The following is a 21,313-nucleotide window of genomic DNA, read 5'->3' as shown; positions in this document are numbered from 1 at the left end:
CGCCGAGCATGGGAAACATGATGACGGAACAGACTGCGCTACCGGGTACGAATACCCGATCGACGGTGCTGGTCACCGGCGCGGCGGGATTCATCGGCGCGGCGGTTGCCGATGCCCTGCTGCTGCGCGGGCAGCAGGTGATCGGCATCGACAGCCTCAACGACTATTACCCGGCCTCGCTCAAGCAGGCCCGGCTGGACGATCTCGCGGTGCGCCACGGCGAGCGGTTCCGTTTCCACCGCCTCGATTTCTCCGACATGGGCGCGCTGAGCGCCACGCTCGCGCCTTTCGCGTTCGAACGCATCGTCCATCTCGGCGCACAGGCCGGGGTGCGCTACTCGCTCGACAACCCGCACGCCTACGTCGCTTCGAACCTGGCCGGGCACGTCAACATGCTCGAACTCGCGCGGGCGCGGCAGATCCGGCACATGGTCTACGCCAGTTCCAGTTCGGTCTACGGCGGCAATGCCAAGCTGCCGTTCGCGGTCGAGGACCGCGCCGACAATCCGGTCTCCCTCTACGCCGCCACCAAGAAGGCGGACGAACTGATGAGCGAGACTTACGCCCACCTCTTCCGCATCCCGTTGACGGGCCTGCGCTTCTTCACCGTCTACGGTCCGTGGGGGCGCCCCGACATGGCGATGTGGAAGTTCGCCGAGCGGATCCTCACCGACCGCCCGATCGACGTCTACAACCACGGCGACATGAGCCGCGACTTCACCTACATCGACGACATCGTCGGCGGCGTGCTGGCCTGCCTCGACCGCGCGCCGCTGGACGACGGCGCGCCCAAGGCCGGGGGCAGCACCAAGCCGCACGCGCTGTACAACATCGGCAACAACCGTGCCGAACCGCTCCTGCGTCTCATCGAAGTCCTGGAAGATGCATGCGGCCGCAAGGCCCGGCGCAACTTGCTGCCGATGCAGCCGGGCGACGTGCACGCGACTTACGCGGACATCACCGCCCTGACCCGCGACACCGGATATGCTCCCGGCACTACGATCGAGGTCGGCGTGCCCCGTTTCGTCGAATGGTTCCGGGCCTATACCGGGCTGTGATCCTTCGCCAGATCACCAGATCGTCGCGGCAAGCATCACGATGATCGCCCAGAGCATGCCGTTGAAGGCGAGGATCACGGGCAAGTCGAACGGCGGGACTTCGATGTGTGCGTCGAATGTGTCGATCATTGCAAACCTGCTTTTTTCAGCGTCGCATGGTGGCAACCTCTCATCGATGAAACGGCACGCAGCCCTCGAAGTTCCAGAATTTTCAGGAGAGGTTCACCTCAGGGCGGCCCGGCGACCCGACCGGACGGTACGTATCGCATCGGGACGGCCGTTCTCATTCCCGTCGCATTCGCTGCGAACCTTGTATTAATACGCAGGAATTTCGCGCAGAGTTCTTCCGAATATGATTCAGTCCGATTCGCTGCAAGAGAAGGTCTACTGCGAGCTTGTCCGCAGCCTCTATGCGAACGTGCTGCCCTCCAAGATCATGCTCGGCATTACCGCGCTGCATGTCGGCCTGATCGGCTGGAGCACCCGCGACGTCGTGACATGGGGCTTTGGCCTGGCCGCCCTGCTCGCCTGCGCATTGCGTGTGACGATGACGCTGCTCCATCGCGACAGGGCCATGACCGAAGTGCTCGACGGCCCGGCCGCGCGCCGGCTGGAGCGCATGTTCGCCTGGCCCTACTATCTCTACGCGGTGCTGCTGGGCGCCTTTGCCAGCCATGTCTTCGCCGGGTCCGACGCCGCCGCGCAGATGCTGACGATCTGCGTCGCGGTCGGCTATTGCGCGGGAGCCGCGACGGGAACCGCGCTCAGGCCGCGCATCGCGATCGTCAGCATGGTCGCGGCCCTGGCGCCCACGATCGTCGTGTCCGCGCTGCATTTCGAGGCGATGCACCTGGGCATGAGCGTCATCGCCGGCGCCTTCCTCACCGGCGGGATCCAGAGCGTCTTCACCCTGCATCGCGCCGCCAGCACCGAGATCGGCAAGCGGCTGACCTCCGTTTCGCTCGCCCGCCGCGACGGCCTGACGGCGCTGCCCAACCGCCTGGCGCTGCACGAATATTTCGAGGAGAATGCGCTGCTGCTGGGCTCGTCCAGCGTGGTCGCGGTCCATTACCTCGATCTCGACGGCTTCAAGCCGGTCAACGACCGCCTCGGCCATGCTGCGGGCGACGCCCTGCTCGCGGCGGTGGCCGAACGCCTGCGCGCCGCCGTGCGCGCCGGCGACATCGTCGCGCGTCTGGGCGGTGACGAATTCGGCATCGTCCAGTTCGGGCTCAACCGCCACGAGGAGGCGGAATTGCTGGCACGCCGCATCTGCGCGGCAATCGCCCAGCCGTTCGACCTGGCCGGTGAAGCCGTGCTGATCTCGACCAGCGTGGGCACGGTGGTCTCCAGCGAGAGCGGCGGCGGGAACGACCTCGAAGCGCTCCTGCGCAGCGCCGATGCACGGCTCTACGAGGCGAAGCGCAATCGCTCGCCGGGACCGCCGCCGGTCCGCTTCTCGATGCTCTGAACCCTCGGCCCGTTCCTTCGCGGATCGTCCCGCAGCCGTGCGGCGGGTGGTCTCGAGCTGACCGCCGGGCCATTTCGCCGTCAGGCGATGACGCCGGCCGCCCGCAGCGCCGCGATCCGTCCGGGCGGCAGATCGAGCACTTCGGCCAGGATCGCGTCGGTATGCTGCCCGAGCACCGGCGGCGCCTCGGGCACGGGCTGTTCGGCGTCGGTGAAGCGGATCGGGCGGTTGACGATGGGGATCGGCCCCAGCGCGGCGTGCTCGGTCTCGACCACCATGCCGCGCGCCCGGGCCTGAGGCTGGGACAGGGCCTCGGTCACCCCCAGGATCGGCGCATGCGGCACTTCATGCGCGGTGAACAGCGCGACGAGTTCGTCCACCCCATGGCGCGAGGTGAACGCGGCGACGAGCGCGTTGACCTCTTCGCGGGCATCGCGCCGCTTTTCGAGCGTGTCGTAGCGCGGATCGTCGCGCAAGTCGTCGCGGCCGATGGCGCCGCAAATCCGGCCCCAGAAGCCGGGCGTGAGGCAGGCCACCACGATCGAGCCGTCCCGCGCCGGGAATATCCCGTAGGGCACGAGGTTGGGATGCTGCGAGCCCACCCGCTGCGGATCGGCCCCGGTGAAGAAGGACAGCTGCGCGATGTAGCCCAGCATGCCCATCAAGCCGTCCATCAGGCTGACGTCGATATGGCGCCCGCGCCCGGTGCGCTCGCGCTCGTAGAGGGCGGAGAGGATGCCGATCGGACCATTGATGCCGCCGACCAGGTCGCCGAGCGGGATCCCCAGCTTGGTCGGCAGCCCGCCGGCTTCCCCATTCATCGACAGCGCGCCGGACATCGCCTGGAGCACGATGTCGAAGCTGGGCCTGTCCCTGAGCGGCCCGGTCTGGCCGTAGCCCGAGATCGAACAGTAGATCAGCCGCGGGTTGATCGCGTGCAGCGCCTCCCAGCCGAGCCCCAGCCGCTCCATGACACCGGGCCGGTAATTCTCGACCAGCACGTCGCAGCGCGCGGCGAGATCCTTGACGAGCGCCAGCCCTTCGGCGCTCTTGAGATCGACGACGATCGATTTCTTGCCCCGGTTCACGGCGAGGTAGTAATGGCTTTCGCCATCGCGCAGCGGCGGGAAGCTGCGGGTCTCGTCACCCCCACCGGGCGGTTCGATCTTGAAGACCTCGGCGCCGAGATCGGCCAGCGCCAGGCTCGCCGCCGGGCCGGCGAGAACGCGGGTGAAGTCGATCACGCGAACACCGGAAAGAGGGCCGGGCCAGGCCGGGGCTAGTTCGGTCACTCCGGCGTTACCTTTCCGATTATCTCACGCGAAGACGCGAAGACGCGAAATCCTCGTGATTGTTGACTATCCGCCTGATGCCCTCGCGGAAAGTGGCGGCACCGAAGTTCATCAGGAGACCTAGCGGCAGGTCCATGAGCCGCAAATAGGTCAGAACCTGCTTGCCGTGGACCGGTGCAGCCGCTCCACAGACTTGAGTTCCACCAGAAGCCTGCCTTCGATCAACATGTCCGCCCGAAAACCTTCATTGACGACGATGTCGTCTATCCGGATCGAAATCGGAACCTGTCTCTCGACCACCAGCCCCCGCCGCGCAATCAATTCGCCGAGTACAGCCTCATAGACCGTTTCCAGCAAACCCGGTCCGAGCCGCCGATGCAGCTTGAACCCGCAATCGACAGCCACGCGGGCCACTTCTTCCAGATCCATCGCACCCTGCCTCTTCGCGCCTTTGCGTGAGACAATCCGAGGCAGGATGCACGATGGCAAGTTAAGCCGCCTTCACCCCCGGCTCGGCAATTCCGCCACGGCGGTGCCGAAGGCCGAAAGCTCGCCGCGATGCGTGGTCGCCTTCTGCGCCACTTCGACGTACTTCCTGCCGTTCTCCTCGAACTTGCGGGTCACTTCGCCGGTGATGACCATCGCGTCGCCGTCCGGGTTGTGGCGGCGGATCTGGCAGCTCGACTTGTGCAGGAAGCCGTCGTCGCCGATCCAGTCGGTCATGTGGTGGGTCAGCCACGAGCAGCGCTCCGGGCCGTAGTCGTAGGCGCCCGGCGCCCCGACTTCGAGCGCGAAGGCTTCGTCCCAGTGCACGCGCTCGGGGCAGTCGGGCACGTTGAAGCGGTTGCGGATGCCGAGGCCTGGGTGCGCCTTCTGCATCTTGTAGGCCAGCTTGTTGGCGCGGATGTAGAGGCCGCCCCAGCCTTGTGCGTAGCAGATGAAGCCGGTGACGGTCATCGGGCCCTTCATCATCGGCGGCAGCTTGTCGCCGACGTTCACGTCCTCGAAGTAGCGGGGCACCGCTCCGCGCTGCTCTTCCTGGTCGTAGATCTCGTAGAACTCGTCGAGCTGTTCCTGGGTGAAGGGCTCCACGCGGCCGCGCGCCTCGGTGTACTTGGTGCCGCGCTCGCGCGCCTCGTCGCGGTCGGTGCGGAACACCCAGCTGTCCGCGCCCGCGACATGGTCGCCGTGCTGGTTGTAGAAGTCGACGTGGTAGATCTGCTGGAACGAGCGGCCCGCGAACTTCGTCTGGTGCTCGACCAGATCCTTCAGGTACGCCTCGACCCTGATGGTGTCGTTGCGCAGCACCGGCTTGTGCCAGGTCCAGTCGGCACCCGCCCACATCGCGTGGACGCCCGAAAGCCCGCCGCAGTAGCCCGAGATGATCCGGCTCGTGGTGAACAGGAACGAAGGCAGCGCGACGAGCGAGCCGTACCTGGTCTTCGCCGCGTATTCCGGGTCGCACCACAGCGGATTGTCGTCGCCGATGCCGTGGGCGTAGTGACGGATCGCGTCACGGGTGGCCTCGTAGTTCCATGGCTCGACGGTGTTCTCGATTTTCACGCCGATGCGCTGGCGCAGGTCGTCGAGACCTTCCTCGGTGATCTTGGGGAACTTGTTCTTCGGTTCTGCTGTGGTGGCCATTTCTCTGCTCTCCTGGATGTCTCAGCCGACCGCTTCGGCGGCTTTTGCGGCTTCGCGGTCGCGCAGCATCTTGCGGTGGACCTTGCCTGCGGGGTTCTTGGGAAGCTCGTCGACGAACTCGACGAGACGCGGAAATTCATGCTGGGCGAGGCGTTCGCGGGTGAAGCCCTGCAACTCGCGCACAAAGGCGTCGTCGGCGGCGCGGTTCGAGACGACGAAGGCCTTCACCACCTGCCCGCGCTGCTCGTCGGGCACACCGATCACGCCGCATTCGAGGACGTCGTCGTGGCGCAGCATGGTGTTCTCGATCTCGACCGCGCTCATCGTCCAGCCGGCCGAGATGATGACGTCGTCGGCCCGGCCGCAGTGGTAGAAATAGCCGTCCGCGTCGGTCTTCGCGCGGTCCTTGGTGGTCATCCAGCCGCCGCCGCGGAACAGCATCAGCTCGCCGATCTCGCCGGGATCGCAGACCGAGCCGTCAGGCCGCTGGACCTCCAGTCGCTGCCCCGGCACCGCCTTGCCGAGCGCGCCGGGCTTGACCGGGAAGTCGTCCGCACCGGGGTAGTTCACCAGCACGACGCCGATCTCGGTGGTGCCGTACATCGAGCAGGCCGGCACCTTGAACCACTGGTCGATCCACTCCAGCGTCGCCGGGTCGATCGGCTCCCCGGTGAACGAGAGCTTGTCGAAATGGAACGCGAAGTCCGCCGCCCGGCCGCTGTTCTTCATCATGCGGTAATGCGTCGCGGCCGCCGACATGTTGGTGATGCCAAAATCGTCCAGCGCCTGCATCAGCCGCACCGGGTCGAAGCGGCCGGCGAACGTCCCCGTCGTCACCCCCAGTGCCAGCGGGGCGAGCGTGCCGTGCCACAGGCCATGCCCCCAGGCCGGGCTCGAGGGGCAGAAGAATGCGTCGCCGGGCCGGATGCCGGTGCCGTAGAGCGCGGCGAACATCAGCGTCACCAGCGTGCGGTGCGAGTGCTTCACCGCCTCGGGCAGTTCGCGCGTGGTGCCGCTGGTATACTGGAACACGGCCATGTCGTTGGCGCGGGTCTTCGGTTCGTAGCTGGTCGGCAAGCCCGCGAGCGAGGCGAGGAACGCCTCGTCCGCCACGATCACCCTGGGCTTTCCATCGACGGCCACCGCGCGGGCAAGGTCGGCCTTCTCGGCATTGGTGACGAGGATCGAGGGCTCACAGTCGCCTATGCGCAGGCGGAGCGCGTCCGGCCCGAACAGCGTGAACAGCGGCACCGAGATCGCGCCGGTCTGCATCGCCCCGAACAGGCAGACGTAGAACGGCAGCGAGGGTTCCAGCATGAAGGCGATGCGCTCGCCCGGCTGCACGCCCTGCGCATCGAGCCAGTGCGCGAACTGCGCCGCGCCGCTCGCGATCGTGTCGAAGCTGAGCACTGCGTCGGCGCCGTCGGCATGGGCGATGCGAACCGCCGCCCGGCCAGAACCATCGGCGTGACGGGTGACGCATTCGTGGGCGATGTTGAAGGTGTCCCGGTCGCCGTCGAACAGCTCCCACAGCGCCGCCGAAGAGGCATGAGCCTGGGCGTCCGCGTAGCTGGTAAAGCCGGTCAGTCCGGAAATCGACTTGGCCATCAAGTGCCCCATCCCTTCCGGTCGAATCGTCGCGCCGGAGATTGTCCTTGTGTTCAGCGTCGTGCTGCCACGGAGGCATTGTTTTTGTAAATATTGAATGTTATTCGATATATTGAATGATCGACATCACCGATACCGTCAGGGCCAGCAAGGCCCCAGCCATCGCCCGGGCGGCTGCCGTGCTGCGTCTCCTCGGCAAGCGGGGCGCGCCGATGGGGGTGCAGGCGATCGCCCGCGAACTGGGACTGGTCCCAAGCACCTGCCTCTATGTCCTGAGGGCGCTGGTGGCCGAGGAACTGGTGGCTTTCGACGCCGATACCAAGCGCTATGCGCTCGACGCAGGCGTGCTCACGCTGGCGCGGGCGTGGCTGCGCAAGGACCGCTTCAGCGACCTCGCCCAGCCTGCGCTGGACCGCCTTGCCCGCGAATTCGGCACGACGATGCTGGGGGTGCAGGTCTTCGGCCTCGACCACATCATCGTGACGGCGATGTCGCAGTCAGGGCAGAACTTCCAGCTCTCGACGCAAGTGGGCAGCCGCTTTCCGGCGCTGGTCTCGGCGACCGGACGCTGCATCGCGGCGTTCGGCGGCTATGGTGAGGAGGAGATCGAGTCCCGGTTCGCCCAGCTACGATGGGACGAGGCGCCGGACTGGGAGGACTGGCTGGCTCAGGTCGAGGACGCGCGGCAAACCGGCGTCGCGGTGGACGCGGGAAACTACATCGCCGGCGTCACCGTGATCGCCGCTCCGGTATGGAAAGGCGGAAGGCCGAGCCACGCACTCGTGGCGATCGGCATCGGGGCTTCGCTGCGCAGCGAACTGCCTAGATTGAAGTGGACGGTGAAGAGTGCGGCGCAATCTCTCAGTGAGCAGATAGAAGAGTAAGGAAGTCCTGGGGCGCCAGTAGTTTCTGGGCCCCAGACCATCATACTGTCGGCTGCACGCGCCCAGCATCCTCAGCCCCACATGGCGCCGCAGGCTTTATGGTTTACGGGGTGCAGGGGGGGTAAAACCCTGCCTTTCACCCTTCCTTCTTCTTCAAAAGCACCGTGCGCAGCATCGAAAGCGCCACTTCCCCGCGCTGGTTGGTCAGTTCGTGCCGGAACACGACGATCCCCTGCCCCGGCCGCGATCGGCTCTCGCGCATTTCCACCACTTCGCTGGAGCAGGTGAGGGTATCGCCGATGAAGGTCGGCTTGGGCGTCACCACTTTGTCGAAGCCCAGGTTGGCCACCAGCGTGCCGACAGTCGTGTCCGCGATCGACAGCCCCACCGCGAGGCTGAAGGTGAAGGTCGAATTGACCAGGATCTGCCCGAATTCACTGGCCTTGGCGGTTTCGGCATCGAGGTGCAGCGGCTGCATGTTGTGCGTCATCGCCGAGAACAGCAGGTTGTCGGTTTCGGTGACGGTACGGCTGGGCTGGTGCGTCAGGCGATCGCCGACCTGCCATTCGTCGAAAAAGCGTCCGGGCATCTCTATTCCGTCTCCTCGATCTGCGCGAGCAGCGCATCGACCTGGACCTGCTGCCCGGCCGTGACTTCGAGCCGTGCGACTACGCCATCGAAAGGCGCGGTCAAGGCATGTTCCATCTTCATCGCTTCCAGCGTCAGCAGCTTCTGCCCCCGCACGACCGACTGCCCCGCGGTGACGTCGACGGTGATGACCTTGCCCGGCATCGGCGCCAGGATCGCGCCGGAACCGTCCGCCGCGCCGTGCGTCCCGTCGCGCCGCCAGGGCGCGAGCAGCCAGGCCTGCCCCTGTTCGGTGACGAGGACGCCGTTCGACGGCTCATCGCTGCCCGCGGCGTCGATGGCGATCTCGATCTTCTCCCCGTCGAGCAGGAACCACGCCGTACGCCGGGGCGGCGCATTGAGCCGCAGGCCCGGTGCGATCGCCGCCGGGACGAGCGCGGCGGCGGCGGCGCGCAGCGCCTCGGCGGAAGGCACCGGGGGCTGCGCCAGTTCCTCGCCGTCGCGGCCGATCAGGCCGGTGTCGATGGTGCCTGCGGCAAAGTCCGGATGCTGCAGCGCCTTGACCAGGAACGAGGCATTGGTCCGCACCGGCCAGACGGCGGTGTCCTGCAGCATGGCGCCCAGCCGCTCGCGCGCTTCTTCGCGGTCGTCGCCCCAGGCGATGACCTTGGCGATCATCGGATCGTAGAACGGCGAGACTTCCGCGCCTTCGTACACGCCGGTGTCGATGCGCCCTCCCTCAGCCTCGCCGAACTGCAGCAATTCGAGGCGGCCGATGCTGGGGAGGAAGCCTTTGGCGGGGTCTTCGGCATAGAGGCGGGCCTCCATGGCCCAGCCGTCGATCGTCAGGTCATGCTGCGCCAGCGGCAAGCGCTCGCCGCTGGCGACGCGCAGTTGCCATTCGACCAGATCGACCCCGGTGATCGCCTCGGTGACGGGATGCTCCACCTGCAGGCGGGTGTTCATCTCCATGAACCAGATGCGGTCCGCCGAAAGCGCGCCCGAACCATCGGCGATGAATTCGATGGTCCCCGCGCCGACGTAGTCCACCGCCTTTGCTGCGCGCACCGCCGCAGCACAGAGCGCTTCGCGCGTCGCCGCATCCATGCCGGGCGCGGGGGCTTCCTCGATCACTTTCTGGTGGCGGCGCTGCAGCGAACAGTCGCGTTCGAACAAGTGGACAACGTTGCCGTGGCGGTCACCGAAGACCTGCACCTCGATGTGGCGGGGCGAGGCGATGTACTTCTCGATCAGGACGTGGTCGTTGCCGAAGGACGCGGCGGCCTCGCGCTTGCACGATGCCAGCGCGTCGGCGAAGGCATCGGCGCTCTCGACCAGCCGCATGCCCTTGCCGCCGCCGCCGGCGACCGCCTTGATGAGCACCGGATAGCCGATCTTCGCGGCCTCCCGGGCGAGGAAGGCCGTGTCCTGATCGGCCCCCATGTAGCCCGGCGTCACCGGCACCCCCGCCTTGGCCATGAGCGTCTTGGCGGCATCCTTGAGGCCCATCGCGGTGATCGACGACGGGTTCGGGCCGACCCAGACCAGCCCGGCATCGATCACGCTCTGCGCGAATGCGGCATTTTCGGACAGGAAGCCGTAGCCGGGGTGGATCGCCTCGGCCCCGGTCGCCTTCGCGGCGGCGAGGATCCGTTCCGCGACGAGATAGCTCTCGCGCGTCGGCGAGGGGCCGATGTGGACCGCCTCGTCGGCCTCGCGAACGTGAAGGGCCTGTGCATCGGCGTCGGAATAGACCGCGACGGTGCGGATGCCCATGGCCCGCGCGGTGCGGATGATACGGCAGGCGATCTCGCCGCGATTGGCGATGAGGAGCGATGTGATCATGAGTTAACTCCTGTTTCGGCGCCGGGTGCATGACACTGGTTCCTCCCCCGTCGGGGGAGGGGGACCACCCGAAGGGTGGTGGAGGGGCACAAGCCATGATCACCGGACCTCGCGATACAGTGAAACGGGCTCGCAAGTTGCGCAGCGAAATGACTCTGCCCGAAGGCGCGTTGTGGCGCGCGCTGCGAAGCCGGCCCGGCGGGTTCAAATTCCGCAGGCAACATCCGGCGGGCGTCTATGTGCTCGATTTCTATTGCGCAGCGGCGCGGCTTGCGATCGAGATCGATGGCTTCGCGCACAATACCGGGCAGGTCGTGGAACGGGATCGCCGGCGCTCGCACTTCCTGCGATCGCAAGGTGTCGCGACGCTGCGGATTCCGGCGCGAGTGGTGCTGGACGATATGGCTTTCGTCGTGTCGCGGATCGTCGAGGTTTGCGAAGGGCGCGCGCGGCAAGGGTCGGAGACCCCGCAGGTGCCCCTCCACCATCCTGCGGATGGTCCCCCTCCCCCGTCGGGGGAGGAATAGCGCGGGGCTCACGGATGGCGCTCCGGAAAGCCGTGGCGGGTGTGCAGCGCCAGCAGCAGCGGCTCGATCGCATTCACGAAGCCGCCTTCGGCAAACGCCAGCGCGGGCAGGTTCTGGTTCGCCTCGCCCAGCATCGCCGCCACCGCCCCGCGCGGGCGGGGCCAGCCGACGCGCACGACCTCGATGTTCGCGGCGCGCGCGGGGAACAGCGCCAGCAGGCCCTCCACCGTGACGCAGTCCTTGCAGTAGAAGCGCCGTCCTTCGTAAGCCGGATCGGCCCAGTCGACGTCGAGCACGAACAGCGTGTCCTTCTTCACATCCGGAACACCCCGAAGCGGGGCGCCTCCTCGATCGGGGCTTCGAGGCAGGCGGACAGCGCCAGACCCAGCACGTCGCGGGTCTGCGCCGGGTCGATCACGCCGTCGTCCCACAGCCGCGCCGTGGCGTAGTAGGGATTGCCCTCGTCCTCGTACTTCTGGCGGATCGGCGCCTTGAACGCCTCGGCGTCCTCGGCCGACCAGCTGGCCGCGTCGCGGTGGACGGTGGCGAGCACGGAGGCCGCCTGCTCGCCGCCCATCACCGAGATGCGCGCGTTGGGCCAGGTGAACAGGAAGCGCGGGTCGTAGGCGCGGCCGCACATGCCGTAGTTGCCGGCGCCGAACGAGCCGCCGATCAGCACCGTCAGCTTGGGCACTTGCGCGGTGGCGACGGCGGTGACGAGCTTGGCGCCGTGCTTGGCGATGCCCTCCGCCTCGTACTTGCCGCCGACCATGAAGCCCGAGATGTTCTGCAGGAACAGCAGCGGGATGCGGCGCTGGCAGGCCAGTTCGATGAAATGCGCGCCCTTCTGCGCGCTTTCGGAGAACAGCACGCCGTTGTTGGCGAGGATCGCCACCGGAACCCCGTGGATATGCGCGAAACCGCAGACCAGGGTGGTGCCGTAGAGCGCCTTGAATTCGTGGAATTCGCTGCCGTCGACGATCCGGGCGATGACTTCATGCACGTCGTAGGGCGCGCGCACGTCCTCGGGGACGATCGCATAGAGATCCTCGGCCGGGTACTTCGGCGGGCGGGGCTCGCGCAAGTCGAGGCCGTGGCGGTGCGCGGGACCGAGATGGCTGACGATGTCGCGCACGATCGTCAGGGCATGCTCGTCGTCCTGGGCAAGGTGGTCGGTGACGCCCGATTTGCGCGAATGGAGATCGCCGCCGCCCAGATCCTCGGCGCTGATGACCTCGCCGGTGGCGGCCTGCACCAGTGGCGGACCGGCGAGGAAGATCGTGCCCTGCTCCTTCACGATAACCGTCTCGTCGCTCATCGCCGGAACATAGGCGCCGCCCGCCGTGCAGCTGCCCATGACGCTGGCGATCTGCGGGATGCCCTTCGCGCTCATCTGCGCCTGGTTGAAGAAGAAGCGGCCGAAATGCTCGCGGTCGGGGAAGACCTCGGCCTGGTTGGGCAGGTTGGCGCCGCCGCTGTCGACGAGGTAGACGCAGGGCAGCCGGTTCGCCTGGGCGATCTCCTGCGCGCGGATGTGCTTCTTGACGGTCATCGGGAAGTACGTGCCGCCCTTCACCGTCGCGTCATTGGCGAAGACCATGCACTGGCGGCCCGAGACGCGGCCGATCCCGGCGATGATTCCGGCGCCCGGCACTTCATCCCCATAGAGGCCGTGCGCGGCAAGCTGGCCGATCTCGAGGAAGGGCGATCCGGAATCGAGCAGGCGCTCCACACGCTCGCGCGGGAGCAGCTTGCCCCTTGCCATGTGCCGTTCACGTGCCCTTGTGTCCCCTCCGAGTGCCGCTTTCGCCACCTTTTCGCGCAATTGCGCGGCGAGCGCGCGGTTGTGCGCATCGCGGGCCTTTGCCTCGGGGCTATCGCAATTGAGGTTGGTCTGCAGGACCGGCGCGCTCATGCCTCTTCCTTCCTTGGGGACGGCGCTTCGCAACGCGCCGCCTCTCTCGATTTGCAACATCTATCTAGCCAAGCAGGAACGGCAGCGGAAATTGAAAGTTTCCCGGCTTCGTCATAGACAGTTTCTATGATCGACCAGTACCTCCTGCGTTACTTCCTCGCCGTGGCCGAAACCGGCAACTTCAGCCGCGCGGCTCGCCGGGTCAGCGTCACCCAGCCCACGCTCTCCGCCGGCATCGCCAAGCTGGAACGCGAACTGGGCGCCCGCCTGTTCGACCGCGACCGCCAGCGGGTGGCGCTGACGGCGGCGGGCAGCCGCTTCCTGATGCGCGCCCGGCGGATCGCGGCCGAATACGAACACGCCCTCGTCGAACTGAGCGAGGTCACCGATCCCACGCTGCTGCGGATCGGGGTGCTGAACACGATACCCACCCGCCTCGTCGAAGGCTGGCTCGGCGCGCACCGGGCACTCGGCTCCGGCGAGGCGGTGGAGATCCTCGACGGCTCCGAACGCGACATCGCCGAGCGGCTCGATCGCGGCCGCATCGACGTGGCGCTGACCGTCGTGCGCCCGCATCACGCCCGCTACCTGCCGAACGTGCTCGCCCGCGAGCGCTACATGATGGTGCTGCCGCCCGACCACCGGCTGGCGGGCGAAAGCGAGGTCCAGGCCGAACAGCTCGCCCGCGACCGCATGGCGCTGCGCCGCCACTGCGAGGCGCTGCCGGAGATCAACCGCTTCTTCGTGGCGCGCGGGGTGCGGCCGCGCTTCGTGCTCAAGACCACCAGCGACGAGCGCGTGCTGGCGGTGGTGCGCAGCGGCATGGGCATCGGGATGATGCCGGAAAGCTTCGCCGCCGGCCCGGAGCGGTTCGTGCCGGTGCGCGACTTCGAGCTGGTGCGCGAGATCGGCCTGCTCCACGCCTGCGAGGCGCAAGTGGAGCAGGCACGGGGCAGTCCCTTCGTCGGGCTGGTGACCGCGCATTATCGCGGCATGTAGCGGTGTCGCTATCCGGCGATCGCCTCGCGCAGCGCCGGCATCGTCGCTTCCAGCAGGCGCAGGCTCTTCCAGCCCTCGTCCGGCGAGAGGCCGCCCAGCAGCGGCTGGAAGCCGATGTTGCCGCCTTCCGCCGCGCGCACCCTGTCGAGCAGCATCTGCGGCGTCCATGCCGCGAACATGCCCGCATGACGCAGCACGGCAGGATCGGTCAGGCCCTTGAATGGCGAATTCGAGCCTTCCCCTTCCGCTTCGGCCCACCTGGCATATTCGGTGATGACGTGGACGGCATGCGGGGCGATCGCCTCCCAGCCCTGGTCGGGATCCTCGCACAAGTGGATCGCCATGGGCATGCCCGGGCGCGGGCGGAAATAGCGCCGGGGACGATGGCCGAGCCGCGCGCATTCGGCGAGGTAGATGTCCACGAGGTCGCCCTTCATCGGCCCGAAGCCGACCCCGAAACGGGCCGCCCGCCGGGCCGAGGCCGCAACCCCGCCGCCGACGAGGACGATGTCCTCCGGCTCCTGCACCGGCAGCGGGCGCACGAAGACCGGGCGCGTGCCGGACAGGCCCTCGAACTCGAACCGCTCGCCCTTCAGGGCCCGCAGGATGATTTCGAGCCCCTCGTCCATCAGCCGTGCCCGGTCCTTCAGCGACTTGCCGAACATCGCGAATTCGTAAGGCACGTAGCCCGCGCCGAAGATCACCCCCAGCCGGCCGTCGGACATGTTGTCGACCACCGCGATCTGCTCCGCCAGTTCGAGCGGGTCGTGCAGCGGCAGGATGACCGCGCCGAGCAGGAAGCGGATGCGGCTGGTCACCGCCGCCATGCCCCCCGCCAGCACGAAGGGCTGCGGCAGGTAGCCGTCATCGGCGCCATGGTGCTGCATCAGCCCGATCTGGTCGGCGCCGATGCGGTCGGCGAACTGCGCCATCTCTATCGCCGCGCGGTAGAGCCGCGGCGTCGGGCTCGCCCATTCGGGAGAGCGCATGTCGAACGAGATCGAGATCGTGAAATCTTTCATCATGCTTCTCCCAGGGCGGCATAGGACGGATCGCCGCGGTCGCGGCGGGCCCATTGGTGGGGGTACATCGGCGTCACCTCGCGGATGCTGTCGTGGTCGATCACGGCGTCGCGATGGTCGATCCGCCATATCCCCTCGCGCCGGGACCAGCGGTCGCAATAGCGTGCCCAGACGTCCATCTGCAGCAGCTTGCCCTCGCGCTCCATGCGCAGGGTAGCGGTGACGTAGGCCTCGCTGCCCGCACGGTCCGCGCGCAGCGTGACGAGGACGTTGGAAACCTGATGCGAATGCGCCAGAAGCTGGCCGTGCGCTTCGCAGATCCACGCGATCGCCGCGTGCCCGTCGCCGCGATAGCCGCTCGGCCCGTAGTCCACGGTGGCGTCCGGGTGGAACACCGACTGCCCCAGGGCAACGTCGAGGCGGTCCACGCTGCGGCAATAGCGGTAGAGCTGTTCGGTGATGGCATGCTTGTCCGCAAGGTCGCTCATCGATCGGTCCTTCCCAAGGCGGCCGGCGCCGAATAGGCGGCGGAGATCGCCGCGATCCGGCGGATACGCTCGCGCCGCTGTGCTGCCGAAGTGGCGGACATCCCGGGCTCGTCGTCCGCCTCTCCCCAGTTGCAGACGGGGCCGAACGGCAGCCGCGCGAGCCCGAGACGGGCGACCTGCGCGGCGTCGGCAAGACCTTCGGGAACGCTCATGCCCCGCGCTTCCAGCAGTTCGCGATGCGCGGGGGTATCGGTCCGGCCGATGACGTAGCTCAGCACGTCGACGCCATGCGGTTCCAGCTCCGCCCAGAGCGCCTCGCACAGCACCAGGTCGAAGGCCTTGCTCGCCGCATAGACGCCGATGCCGGGCAACCCGCCGTAGCAGGCGCCCGATCCGACCACGATCAGCCCGCCGCGCCCGCGCGCCTTCATCGGCGCGGCAAAGGCATGGAGCGCGCGCATCGTCGTCAGGACATTGCGCGCCGCCAGTCGATCCCAGGCATCGATCGCGCCGTCGAGGAACATCGCCCCGTTGGGATCGGCCCCGGCGTTGAGGATCAGCAGGCCGACCTCGCGCCCGGCGGCCGCGTCCAGCAACCGCTGCGTCGCATCGGGCCCGGCAAGATCGATCGAGGCGGTGATGCACGTCGCCCCTTTGCCGCGCAGTTCCCCGGCCAGGGCCGCCAGCGGCGCCTCGCGCCGGGCGACGAGGATCAGGTGGAACCCGATGCCGGCCAGCTGCCGCGCGAATTCGGCGCCGGTGCCCTCCGACGCCCCCGCGATCAGCGCCCAGGGGCCGTAGCGCGCCGCGAATTGTGCCTGATCCATGCTATCTCTCCACCTGAACTCTCCGATTGGCCGCGCCGCGATTTTGCATTGGCCTTGCGCAGTCAAATTCAGTAAATACGGAATATGCCGAATATCAACCTCTCTCCGTCGGACGAGACCTTCCTTGACGCCATGGCGATGTTGATGGCCCCGTGGGGCTGGCCGCGGCCGGTCGGACGCATCTACGCCTACCTGCTGCTGCGCGAGGCGCCGGCGACCCTCGACGAGATCGCCGCCGACCTAGGCATGAGCAAGAGCAACGCCAGCGTCGCCGCGCGCACGCTCGAACATTGCGGCAGCGCCCGGCGGCAGGGCGAGCCGGGAAGCCGCCGCATCTACTATTCGGTGCCTGCCGAATTCAGCGGGCCATTCATCGCCAAGGCGGAACTGCTCGACCGGCAGGTGCGCCTGTTCGCTGGCCAGCGCGACCGCGCCATCCCTGCGACCGTGGCCGAGCGATTCTCACGCCTCGGCGGCTTCTACACGGTCATGCGCGAGGCGATCGAGGGTGTGATCGCCGATCAGGCGGACGCGCAAGGCCGCAAGGATCGCGCGGCCAGCTTCACCGGGTAGCCCTCGGGCCCCGGTCAGCCCTCCACCGCTCCCGCCATCCGCGCCGCCAGCGCCGGCACGTCGGCCAGTGCGCGCAGGGCGTCGTTGAGGTGGGTGCAGCCCTCCGGCCCGCGCAGTTGCGCCAGCACGTCCTCGCGGATTTCGGCCAGGTTGCGGCCGACCAGCCGGCCGGTGTTCGCGATCGCGCCCGGGCATTCGGAAAACGGCAGGATCCGCGCCTCGGGTTGCAGCGACAGCAGTTCCAGCGTGGTCGCATCGGCGCGGGCACCCAGGCGGTACTCGTGGATCGCCACGCGGCTGCCGTCGCGCCGCTTCGCGCTGTCCTGGAACGCGGAATCGACCACGATCACGCCGTTTTCCCGGTCGAGCGTCACGTCGATGCGGCGAGCGCGGCGAAAGCCCGGTCCATCGGCCTCGGCAAGATCGTGCCAGCCAGACGGGTCGATCGGATTGCGCAAGTCGCCCGCATCGGCGTTCGCCACGCGATCGGGATCGACCTCGTCGGTGAGGCCGCTGTTGCCCTCCTGCAGGCCCCAGCACACGTTGGCGCGCTGCGCCATCATCTGCGCATGGCGCTCCTCGCCCAGCTTCTCGCGCAGGCGGTCGGCCCAGTCGGGATACCACTGCGACCAGGCGAACGAGCTTACCAGCGCGGTGCCGGACAAGTCGTCGAGCACGATGTAGAGGGGGTGCGCAGCGGCCACCATCTCGGGCATGACCTCGCGCAGCAGCCCACGCAAGTGCCCGCCCGCCCGTGCACCGACGAGGCGGGCGATCGCCTCTCCGGAAGGCTGCGCGGTGATGGCGGTGATGGTCTTGTCCTCGGTCAGGCGCGCGTCGAACCGCGCCTCGGCCAGGGTCAGCCCGTCCTCTCCGGCAAGCGGGGTCCACAAGTCCCGCGCGCCGCCGATGAAGCGTCGCTGTCCGTCAAGCCCGTCGGGCCAGGACACGTCGATGCTGGTCGTGCGCCGGACCGATCCCGCGCTACGCGGCGGGGCGGGATTGGCGGTGCTGCGCGGCGGCGGCGGTTGCGTGATCGTGTCCATGACGAATGACGCTGCACCCTCCGCTCCCCCGGATCAAGCCCCGGGTCCGGCCGGCGCACCGACGCGCACCAGCAGCTTGCCGACGTGGTCATGCCCCGAGAACACGCTGGAAAAGGCCGCCGGGACCGCCTCGATCCCCTCGACGATGGACTCCGGGAAGCGGATCCGCCCCGCCTTCATCCACCCGGCGATATCCTCCAGCCCTTTCCGGCCCGCCAGCATCCCGGCAAAGCCCCGGATCTCCAGCCCCTTGTTCATGATGAGCCGGTAGAAGCCCGGCAGGCGATCCGGCCCCGGCCCTTCCATGCCGACCCCGTAATAGGCGATGAACCCGCACATCGGCATGCGCGCGCCGCGTTTGAGGAGCGGCAGGACGGTCATCGTCACATCGCCGCCGACATTGTCGAGATAGACGTCCGCCCCCTCGGGCATCGCCGTCTGGAGCTGGGCCGCGAAGTCCGGCGCCTTGTAGTCCGCCACCGCATCGAAGCCGAGGTCGAGCAGCGCCGCGCACTTGGCCGCGCCGCCGGCGATGCCCACCGCCCGGCCGCCGAGCACCTTGACGATCTGGCCCGCGATCGAGCCCACCGCGCCCGCCGCCGCCGAGATCACCACCGTCTCGCCCGCCTTGACCCTGCCGACGTTCACGATGCCCTCGTAAGCGGTCTGTCCCGGCCCACCGAGCGCCCCCAGCGCGGTCGATACCGGTGCCAGAGCGGGATCGAGCTTGCGCGGCGGCCCGCGATAATCGCTGCGGTCGGGCGCGAGCGCCGCGTACTCCTGCCAGCCCGTGCGCGCCTCGACGACGTCGGCGGGCGCATAGGCGGGATGGTTCGAGGCGACGACCTCGGCGACCACCGGGCCGACCATCGGCATGCCGAGTTCCATGCGCCCCGCTCCTGTCAGCACCGTCTCATCGACCGAAAAGCGCAGCAGCGGATCGACGGCGATGTAGAGCGTCTTCAGCAGGATCTCGCCCTCGCCCGCTTCGGGTAGGGCCACCTGCTCGATCCGGAAATCGCCGGGCTTCGGGTTGCCCCGCGCATAGGCGGCCAGGACCACCCGCTTCATCGTCGCAGCCATCTCAGCCCCCCGTCTTGCGGCCGGCGGAGAGACCGCCATCCACCGGCAGGTTCACGCCGGTAATGTTGCCCGCAAGGTCGGAGGCCAGGAACAGCGCGGCCGCGGCGGTGTCGCGCGGGTCGATCGCCTTGCCCAGCGGGTGCGCCTTGCCCATGCCGTCGAGGATACGCTCGCGGTGCTCGCTGTCGGGATTCATCCCGGCGTAGTGCGTGAGCATCCCGGCAGGGCATACGGCGTTGACGCGAATGCCCTTGTCGGCAACTTCGATCGCCAGCGCGCGGGTCAGCTGGACGACCGCGCCCTTGGTCGCCCCATAGAGCACTCCGCCGTAACCCATCAGCCCCGCAACCGAGGCTGTCGAGACGATCGCGCCTCCGCCGCCCTGTTTGTCGAACTGGCGGATCGCCGCCTGGCAGCCGTAGACGACGCCGTTGATGTTGACGTCCTCGACCCGCTTCATCTCGTCGGGCTCGCATTCGACCAGCGAACGCAGCCCATTGCCCGGCACCGGGCTGATGGTGATCCCGGCGTTGTTGTAGATGACGTCGAGCCGACCGAAGCTTTCCACCGCCTGTGCCACGGCGGCAGCGATGCTGTTCGGATCGGCGACGTTGCAGGACACCGCCACGGCTTCGCCGCCCGCAGCCCTGGCCAGCGCAGCCGTTTCCCCGGCACTTGTCCCGTCGATGTCGGCAGCGACGACCCTGGCGCCATGCTCGCAGAACAGCAGCGCCGCCGCCCGGCCCACGCCCGATCCCGCGCCGGTGATGAGGGCAACCTTGCCCTGAACCAGTCCTTGCATTGCCTTTTCTCCCCTCACCCGCCGATGTTGAACGTCGTCGTCATCTGGAATTCGCGCAGGCCCTCGATCCCGCGTTCGCGGCCAAGCCCGCTCATCTTGATGCCGCCGCCGCTGGCGTAGCTCGACATCACCGCGCCGTTGACGTTGACCGCCCCGCTGCGGATCCTGAGCCCCACCTCCAGCGCCTTGACCTTGTCCGCCCCGTGGACCCAGCCCGAAAGGCCGAAGCGGCTGTCGTTGGCCATCTCCACCGCGTGATCGAGGTCGCGGTAGCCGATCACCCCGACCACCGGCCCGAAGATCTCCTCCTGCGCGGCCGGGTTTGAATTGTCCGGCAGGTCGAGCACCGTCGGCTCCCAGTAGAAGCCCTTGTCGAAACCCTCCGGCCGCTTGCCGCCGCAGACCACGCGGCCGCCCGCCGCCACTGCCGCTTGCGTGAAATGTTCGCAGCGGTCGCGCTGGGCGGCGCTGATGACCGGGCCGAGTTGCGTCGCCGGATCGCTGGCCGGGCCGATCTTCACCCCTGCCAGCAGCTTCGCCATGCCCTCCAGCACCTCGGCCTTGCTTTCCTGCGGCACGAAGACGCGCGTGCCGAGCACACAGCCCTGCCCCGCATGCGACGTACAGACCGAGACCGCCGCCGAAGCCGCCCGTCCCACAGCGTCGGGCAGGTAGATCTGCGCCGACTTGCCGCCCAGTTCCAGCACCAGCCGCTTGAGCGTCGGCGCCGCCTGCTCGGCCACTTTCGCGCCGACGGTGCAGGAGCCGGTGAACGAGACCATGTCCACGCACGGATCGGTGGTCATGGCGAACCCGCCCGCCAGCCCCGGCTCGACGATCACGTTCATTACGCCGAGGGGAAGCCCCGCTTCCTCGGCCGCTTCGGCGAAAATCATGGATGAGATGGGCGTCAAAGGGTTTGGCCTGAGGATCACCGAATTGCCTGCCATCAGCGCCGGCACGACCTTCCAGAACGCCGTGTAGAACGGCACGTTGTAGGCCGAGATTGCCGAGACCACCCCGAGCGGCAACCAGCGCTTGAGGCTCTGCACCACGAAATGCGGATTGACCCGCTCGTGGATCGGCAGCGGGTTTTCCTCCTGCTCGGGCAGGCGCAGGAACAGGTCGATGATCTCGTCGGTCATGCGTAGCGGCGCGTGAACCTGCGCGCCCATGACCGTGGAGGAGACCGGGCAACCGGCCTCGTTAACCGCGCAATCCCTGAGGAAATCCGCGCGTTTGCGCAGCGCCTCGCCGAAGCGGGTCATCACCTTGCCCCGCGCCTTCATCGACAGGCCCGACCACGCGCCGCCATCGAAGGCCGCGCGCGCCGCGCCGATCGCCGCGTCCGCCTGCCCGGCCGAAACGCCGACCACCTCGGCGACGATCGATTCGTCGGAAGGGTTCTGCACGGCGAACTGCTCACCCTCGCCGCGCACGAAGCGACCGCCGATGTACCCTGCGTACTCCAAGCCCACTCTCCAGATACAATTCGTATTTGCGAATTATTATTCTCACTGTAGACTATCCGACGCGTGACGAGGCGTCAATCATCGCACCTCGCGCTTGTCGCAGGGGGCGGCGCGGCTTGTAACCGCTAGGGGTCGTGCCTAGACCATGCCGGAACCCGCGAGCGTCCGT

Annotated in this window: 20 protein-coding genes and 1 pseudogene; 6 read left to right on the top strand and 15 right to left on the bottom strand. The window is 67.9% G+C overall.

Annotated features, from left to right (window positions below; all coding sequences use genetic code 11):
* Positions 1 to 17: 17 nt before the first annotated feature.
* Together V2S85_RS19925 and V2S85_RS19920 are read left to right on the top strand one after the other, a co-directional pair.
* Positions 18 to 1,058: an NAD-dependent epimerase/dehydratase family protein gene (locus V2S85_RS19925; protein ID WP_330704561.1), complete on the top strand. Its 1,041-nt coding sequence runs from the start codon at positions 18 to 20 to the stop codon at positions 1,056 to 1,058.
* Positions 1,059 to 1,410: 352 nt separating this feature from the next.
* Complete coding sequence (locus V2S85_RS19920; RefSeq protein WP_330704560.1) at positions 1,411 to 2,529, top strand: GGDEF domain-containing protein; 1,119 nt, start codon at positions 1,411 to 1,413, stop codon at positions 2,527 to 2,529.
* An 80-nt stretch (positions 2,530 to 2,609) separates the two neighbouring features.
* Here the strand turns inward: V2S85_RS19920 and V2S85_RS19915 are convergent, their stop codons facing one another.
* The 4 genes and pseudogenes from V2S85_RS19915 to V2S85_RS19900 all read right to left on the bottom strand — a co-directional run bounded on the left by V2S85_RS19915 (position 2,610) and on the right by V2S85_RS19900 (position 7,073).
* Complete coding sequence (locus V2S85_RS19915; RefSeq protein WP_330704559.1) at positions 2,610 to 3,821, bottom strand: CaiB/BaiF CoA-transferase family protein; 1,212 nt, start codon at positions 3,819 to 3,821, stop codon at positions 2,610 to 2,612.
* A gap of 19 nt (positions 3,822 to 3,840) precedes the next feature.
* A pseudogene (locus V2S85_RS19910) lies at positions 3,841 to 4,250 on the bottom strand (GxxExxY protein).
* A 72-nt stretch (positions 4,251 to 4,322) separates the two neighbouring features.
* Positions 4,323 to 5,465: an FAS1-like dehydratase domain-containing protein gene (locus tag V2S85_RS19905; RefSeq protein ID WP_330704558.1), complete on the bottom strand. Its 1,143-nt coding sequence runs from the start codon at positions 5,463 to 5,465 to the stop codon at positions 4,323 to 4,325.
* 21 nt (positions 5,466 to 5,486) lie between these two features.
* On the bottom strand, positions 5,487 to 7,073 hold the full coding sequence (locus V2S85_RS19900; protein WP_330704557.1) for an acyl-CoA synthetase: 1,587 nt from the start codon (positions 7,071 to 7,073) through the stop codon (positions 5,487 to 5,489).
* A 116-nt stretch (positions 7,074 to 7,189) separates the two neighbouring features.
* Here V2S85_RS19900 and V2S85_RS19895 point away from each other — a divergent pair, with 116 nt between their 5' ends.
* On the top strand, positions 7,190 to 7,957 hold the full coding sequence (locus V2S85_RS19895) for an IclR family transcriptional regulator (RefSeq protein ID WP_330704556.1): 768 nt from the start codon (positions 7,190 to 7,192) through the stop codon (positions 7,955 to 7,957).
* Positions 7,958 to 8,093: 136 nt separating this feature from the next.
* Here V2S85_RS19895 and V2S85_RS19890 read toward each other — a convergent pair whose 3' ends face one another.
* Complete coding sequence (locus V2S85_RS19890; RefSeq protein ID WP_330704555.1) at positions 8,094 to 8,546, bottom strand: MaoC family dehydratase; 453 nt, start codon at positions 8,544 to 8,546, stop codon at positions 8,094 to 8,096.
* Positions 8,547 to 8,548: 2 nt separating this feature from the next.
* Positions 8,549 to 10,390 (bottom strand): acetyl/propionyl/methylcrotonyl-CoA carboxylase subunit alpha, encoded by a 1,842-nt coding sequence (locus V2S85_RS19885; protein ID WP_330704554.1) that lies wholly within the window; start codon positions 10,388 to 10,390, stop codon positions 8,549 to 8,551.
* Positions 10,391 to 10,485: 95 nt separating this feature from the next.
* On the opposite strand from V2S85_RS19885, the gene V2S85_RS19880 reads away from it, so the two are divergent.
* Positions 10,486 to 10,917, top strand: a complete 432-nt coding sequence (locus tag V2S85_RS19880) for an endonuclease domain-containing protein (RefSeq protein ID WP_330704553.1) — start codon at positions 10,486 to 10,488, stop codon at positions 10,915 to 10,917.
* 8 nt (positions 10,918 to 10,925) lie between these two features.
* On the opposite strand, the gene V2S85_RS19875 is transcribed toward V2S85_RS19880, so the two are convergent.
* Both V2S85_RS19875 and V2S85_RS19870 read right to left on the bottom strand, forming a co-directional pair.
* Positions 10,926 to 11,234, bottom strand: a complete 309-nt coding sequence (locus V2S85_RS19875; protein WP_330704552.1) for a DUF3088 family protein — start codon at positions 11,232 to 11,234, stop codon at positions 10,926 to 10,928.
* Positions 11,231 to 12,832: a carboxyl transferase domain-containing protein gene (locus tag V2S85_RS19870; protein ID WP_330704551.1), complete on the bottom strand. Its 1,602-nt coding sequence runs from the start codon at positions 12,830 to 12,832 to the stop codon at positions 11,231 to 11,233. The genes V2S85_RS19875 and V2S85_RS19870 overlap by 4 nt, the downstream gene beginning before the upstream one ends.
* A 126-nt stretch (positions 12,833 to 12,958) precedes the next feature.
* On the opposite strand from V2S85_RS19870, the gene V2S85_RS19865 reads away from it, so the two are divergent.
* Positions 12,959 to 13,831: a LysR family transcriptional regulator gene (locus tag V2S85_RS19865; protein ID WP_330704550.1), complete on the top strand. Its 873-nt coding sequence runs from the start codon at positions 12,959 to 12,961 to the stop codon at positions 13,829 to 13,831.
* An 8-nt stretch (positions 13,832 to 13,839) separates the two neighbouring features.
* Here V2S85_RS19865 and V2S85_RS19860 read toward each other — a convergent pair whose 3' ends face one another.
* The 3 genes from V2S85_RS19860 to V2S85_RS19850 are packed head-to-tail and all read right to left on the bottom strand — an operon-like array spanning position 13,840 to position 16,168.
* The gene (locus V2S85_RS19860; RefSeq protein ID WP_330704549.1) at positions 13,840 to 14,853 is read right to left on the bottom strand and encodes an LLM class flavin-dependent oxidoreductase; all 1,014 of its coding nucleotides are present in this window, start codon (positions 14,851 to 14,853) and stop codon (positions 13,840 to 13,842) included.
* Positions 14,853 to 15,341 carry a nuclear transport factor 2 family protein gene (locus V2S85_RS19855; protein WP_330704548.1) on the bottom strand — a complete coding sequence of 163 codons (489 nt, stop codon included), beginning with the start codon at positions 15,339 to 15,341 and terminating at the stop codon, positions 14,853 to 14,855. Before V2S85_RS19855 ends, V2S85_RS19860 begins: the two co-directional genes overlap by 1 nt.
* Positions 15,338 to 16,168, bottom strand: a complete 831-nt coding sequence (locus tag V2S85_RS19850; RefSeq protein ID WP_330704547.1) for an SDR family NAD(P)-dependent oxidoreductase — start codon at positions 16,166 to 16,168, stop codon at positions 15,338 to 15,340. The genes V2S85_RS19855 and V2S85_RS19850 overlap by 4 nt, the downstream gene beginning before the upstream one ends.
* 84 nt (positions 16,169 to 16,252) lie before the next feature.
* Here V2S85_RS19850 and V2S85_RS19845 point away from each other — a divergent pair, with 84 nt between their 5' ends.
* Positions 16,253 to 16,741, top strand: coding sequence for a GbsR/MarR family transcriptional regulator (locus V2S85_RS19845; protein ID WP_330704546.1), 489 nt, complete (start codon positions 16,253 to 16,255; stop codon positions 16,739 to 16,741).
* Positions 16,742 to 16,755: 14 nt separating this feature from the next.
* Here the strand turns inward: V2S85_RS19845 and V2S85_RS19840 are convergent, their stop codons facing one another.
* From V2S85_RS19840 to V2S85_RS19825, 4 genes are read right to left on the bottom strand one after another with little or no spacing between them, the layout of a single operon-like run.
* The gene (locus tag V2S85_RS19840) at positions 16,756 to 17,787 is read right to left on the bottom strand and encodes a DUF2889 domain-containing protein (protein ID WP_330704545.1); all 1,032 of its coding nucleotides are present in this window, start codon (positions 17,785 to 17,787) and stop codon (positions 16,756 to 16,758) included.
* 33 nt (positions 17,788 to 17,820) lie between these two features.
* Positions 17,821 to 18,858, bottom strand: a complete 1,038-nt coding sequence (locus V2S85_RS19835) for an NADP-dependent oxidoreductase (RefSeq protein ID WP_330704544.1) — start codon at positions 18,856 to 18,858, stop codon at positions 17,821 to 17,823.
* A 13-nt stretch (positions 18,859 to 18,871) separates the two neighbouring features.
* Positions 18,872 to 19,672 (bottom strand): SDR family oxidoreductase, encoded by an 801-nt coding sequence (locus V2S85_RS19830; RefSeq protein WP_330704543.1) that lies wholly within the window; start codon positions 19,670 to 19,672, stop codon positions 18,872 to 18,874.
* Between the two features lie 14 nt (positions 19,673 to 19,686).
* Positions 19,687 to 21,150, bottom strand: coding sequence for an aldehyde dehydrogenase family protein (locus V2S85_RS19825; RefSeq protein ID WP_330704542.1), 1,464 nt, complete (start codon positions 21,148 to 21,150; stop codon positions 19,687 to 19,689).
* Positions 21,151 to 21,313: the final 163 nt, after the last annotated feature.

Source organism: Novosphingobium resinovorum, from assembly GCF_036352595.1.
In the GTDB taxonomy this organism is placed as follows: Bacteria; Pseudomonadota; Alphaproteobacteria; order Sphingomonadales; family Sphingomonadaceae; genus Novosphingobium; species Novosphingobium resinovorum_B.
Note: the sequence above shows the minus strand (reverse complement) of the source record. Positions and strands in the feature narration are given on the sequence as shown.

Bases quoted from the DNA above. Each gene is read 5' to 3' on its own strand.
- V2S85_RS19925 (WP_330704561.1), top strand. From the start codon at position 18: ATGATGACGGAACAGACTGCGCTACCGGGTACGAATACCCGATCGACG.
- V2S85_RS19920 (WP_330704560.1), top strand. From the start codon at position 1,411: ATGATTCAGTCCGATTCGCTGCAAGAGAAGGTCTACTGCGAGCTTGTC.
- V2S85_RS19905 (WP_330704558.1), bottom strand. From the start codon at position 5,465: ATGGCCACCACAGCAGAACCGAAGAACAAGTTCCCCAAGATCACCGAG.
- V2S85_RS19900 (WP_330704557.1), bottom strand. From the start codon at position 7,073: ATGGCCAAGTCGATTTCCGGACTGACCGGCTTTACCAGCTACGCGGAC.
- V2S85_RS19895 (WP_330704556.1), top strand. From the start codon at position 7,190: ATGATCGACATCACCGATACCGTCAGGGCCAGCAAGGCCCCAGCCATC.
- V2S85_RS19890 (WP_330704555.1), bottom strand. From the start codon at position 8,546: ATGCCCGGACGCTTTTTCGACGAATGGCAGGTCGGCGATCGCCTGACG.
- V2S85_RS19885 (WP_330704554.1), bottom strand. From the start codon at position 10,390: ATGATCACATCGCTCCTCATCGCCAATCGCGGCGAGATCGCCTGCCGT.
- V2S85_RS19880 (WP_330704553.1), top strand. From the start codon at position 10,486: ATGATCACCGGACCTCGCGATACAGTGAAACGGGCTCGCAAGTTGCGC.
- V2S85_RS19870 (WP_330704551.1), bottom strand. From the start codon at position 12,832: ATGAGCGCGCCGGTCCTGCAGACCAACCTCAATTGCGATAGCCCCGAG.
- V2S85_RS19865 (WP_330704550.1), top strand. From the start codon at position 12,959: ATGATCGACCAGTACCTCCTGCGTTACTTCCTCGCCGTGGCCGAAACC.
- V2S85_RS19860 (WP_330704549.1), bottom strand. From the start codon at position 14,853: ATGAAAGATTTCACGATCTCGATCTCGTTCGACATGCGCTCTCCCGAA.
- V2S85_RS19855 (WP_330704548.1), bottom strand. From the start codon at position 15,341: ATGAGCGACCTTGCGGACAAGCATGCCATCACCGAACAGCTCTACCGC.
- V2S85_RS19850 (WP_330704547.1), bottom strand. From the start codon at position 16,168: ATGGATCAGGCACAATTCGCGGCGCGCTACGGCCCCTGGGCGCTGATC.
- V2S85_RS19845 (WP_330704546.1), top strand. From the start codon at position 16,253: ATGCCGAATATCAACCTCTCTCCGTCGGACGAGACCTTCCTTGACGCC.
- V2S85_RS19840 (WP_330704545.1), bottom strand. From the start codon at position 17,787: ATGGACACGATCACGCAACCGCCGCCGCCGCGCAGCACCGCCAATCCC.
- V2S85_RS19835 (WP_330704544.1), bottom strand. From the start codon at position 18,858: ATGAAGCGGGTGGTCCTGGCCGCCTATGCGCGGGGCAACCCGAAGCCC.
- V2S85_RS19830 (WP_330704543.1), bottom strand. From the start codon at position 19,672: ATGCAAGGACTGGTTCAGGGCAAGGTTGCCCTCATCACCGGCGCGGGA.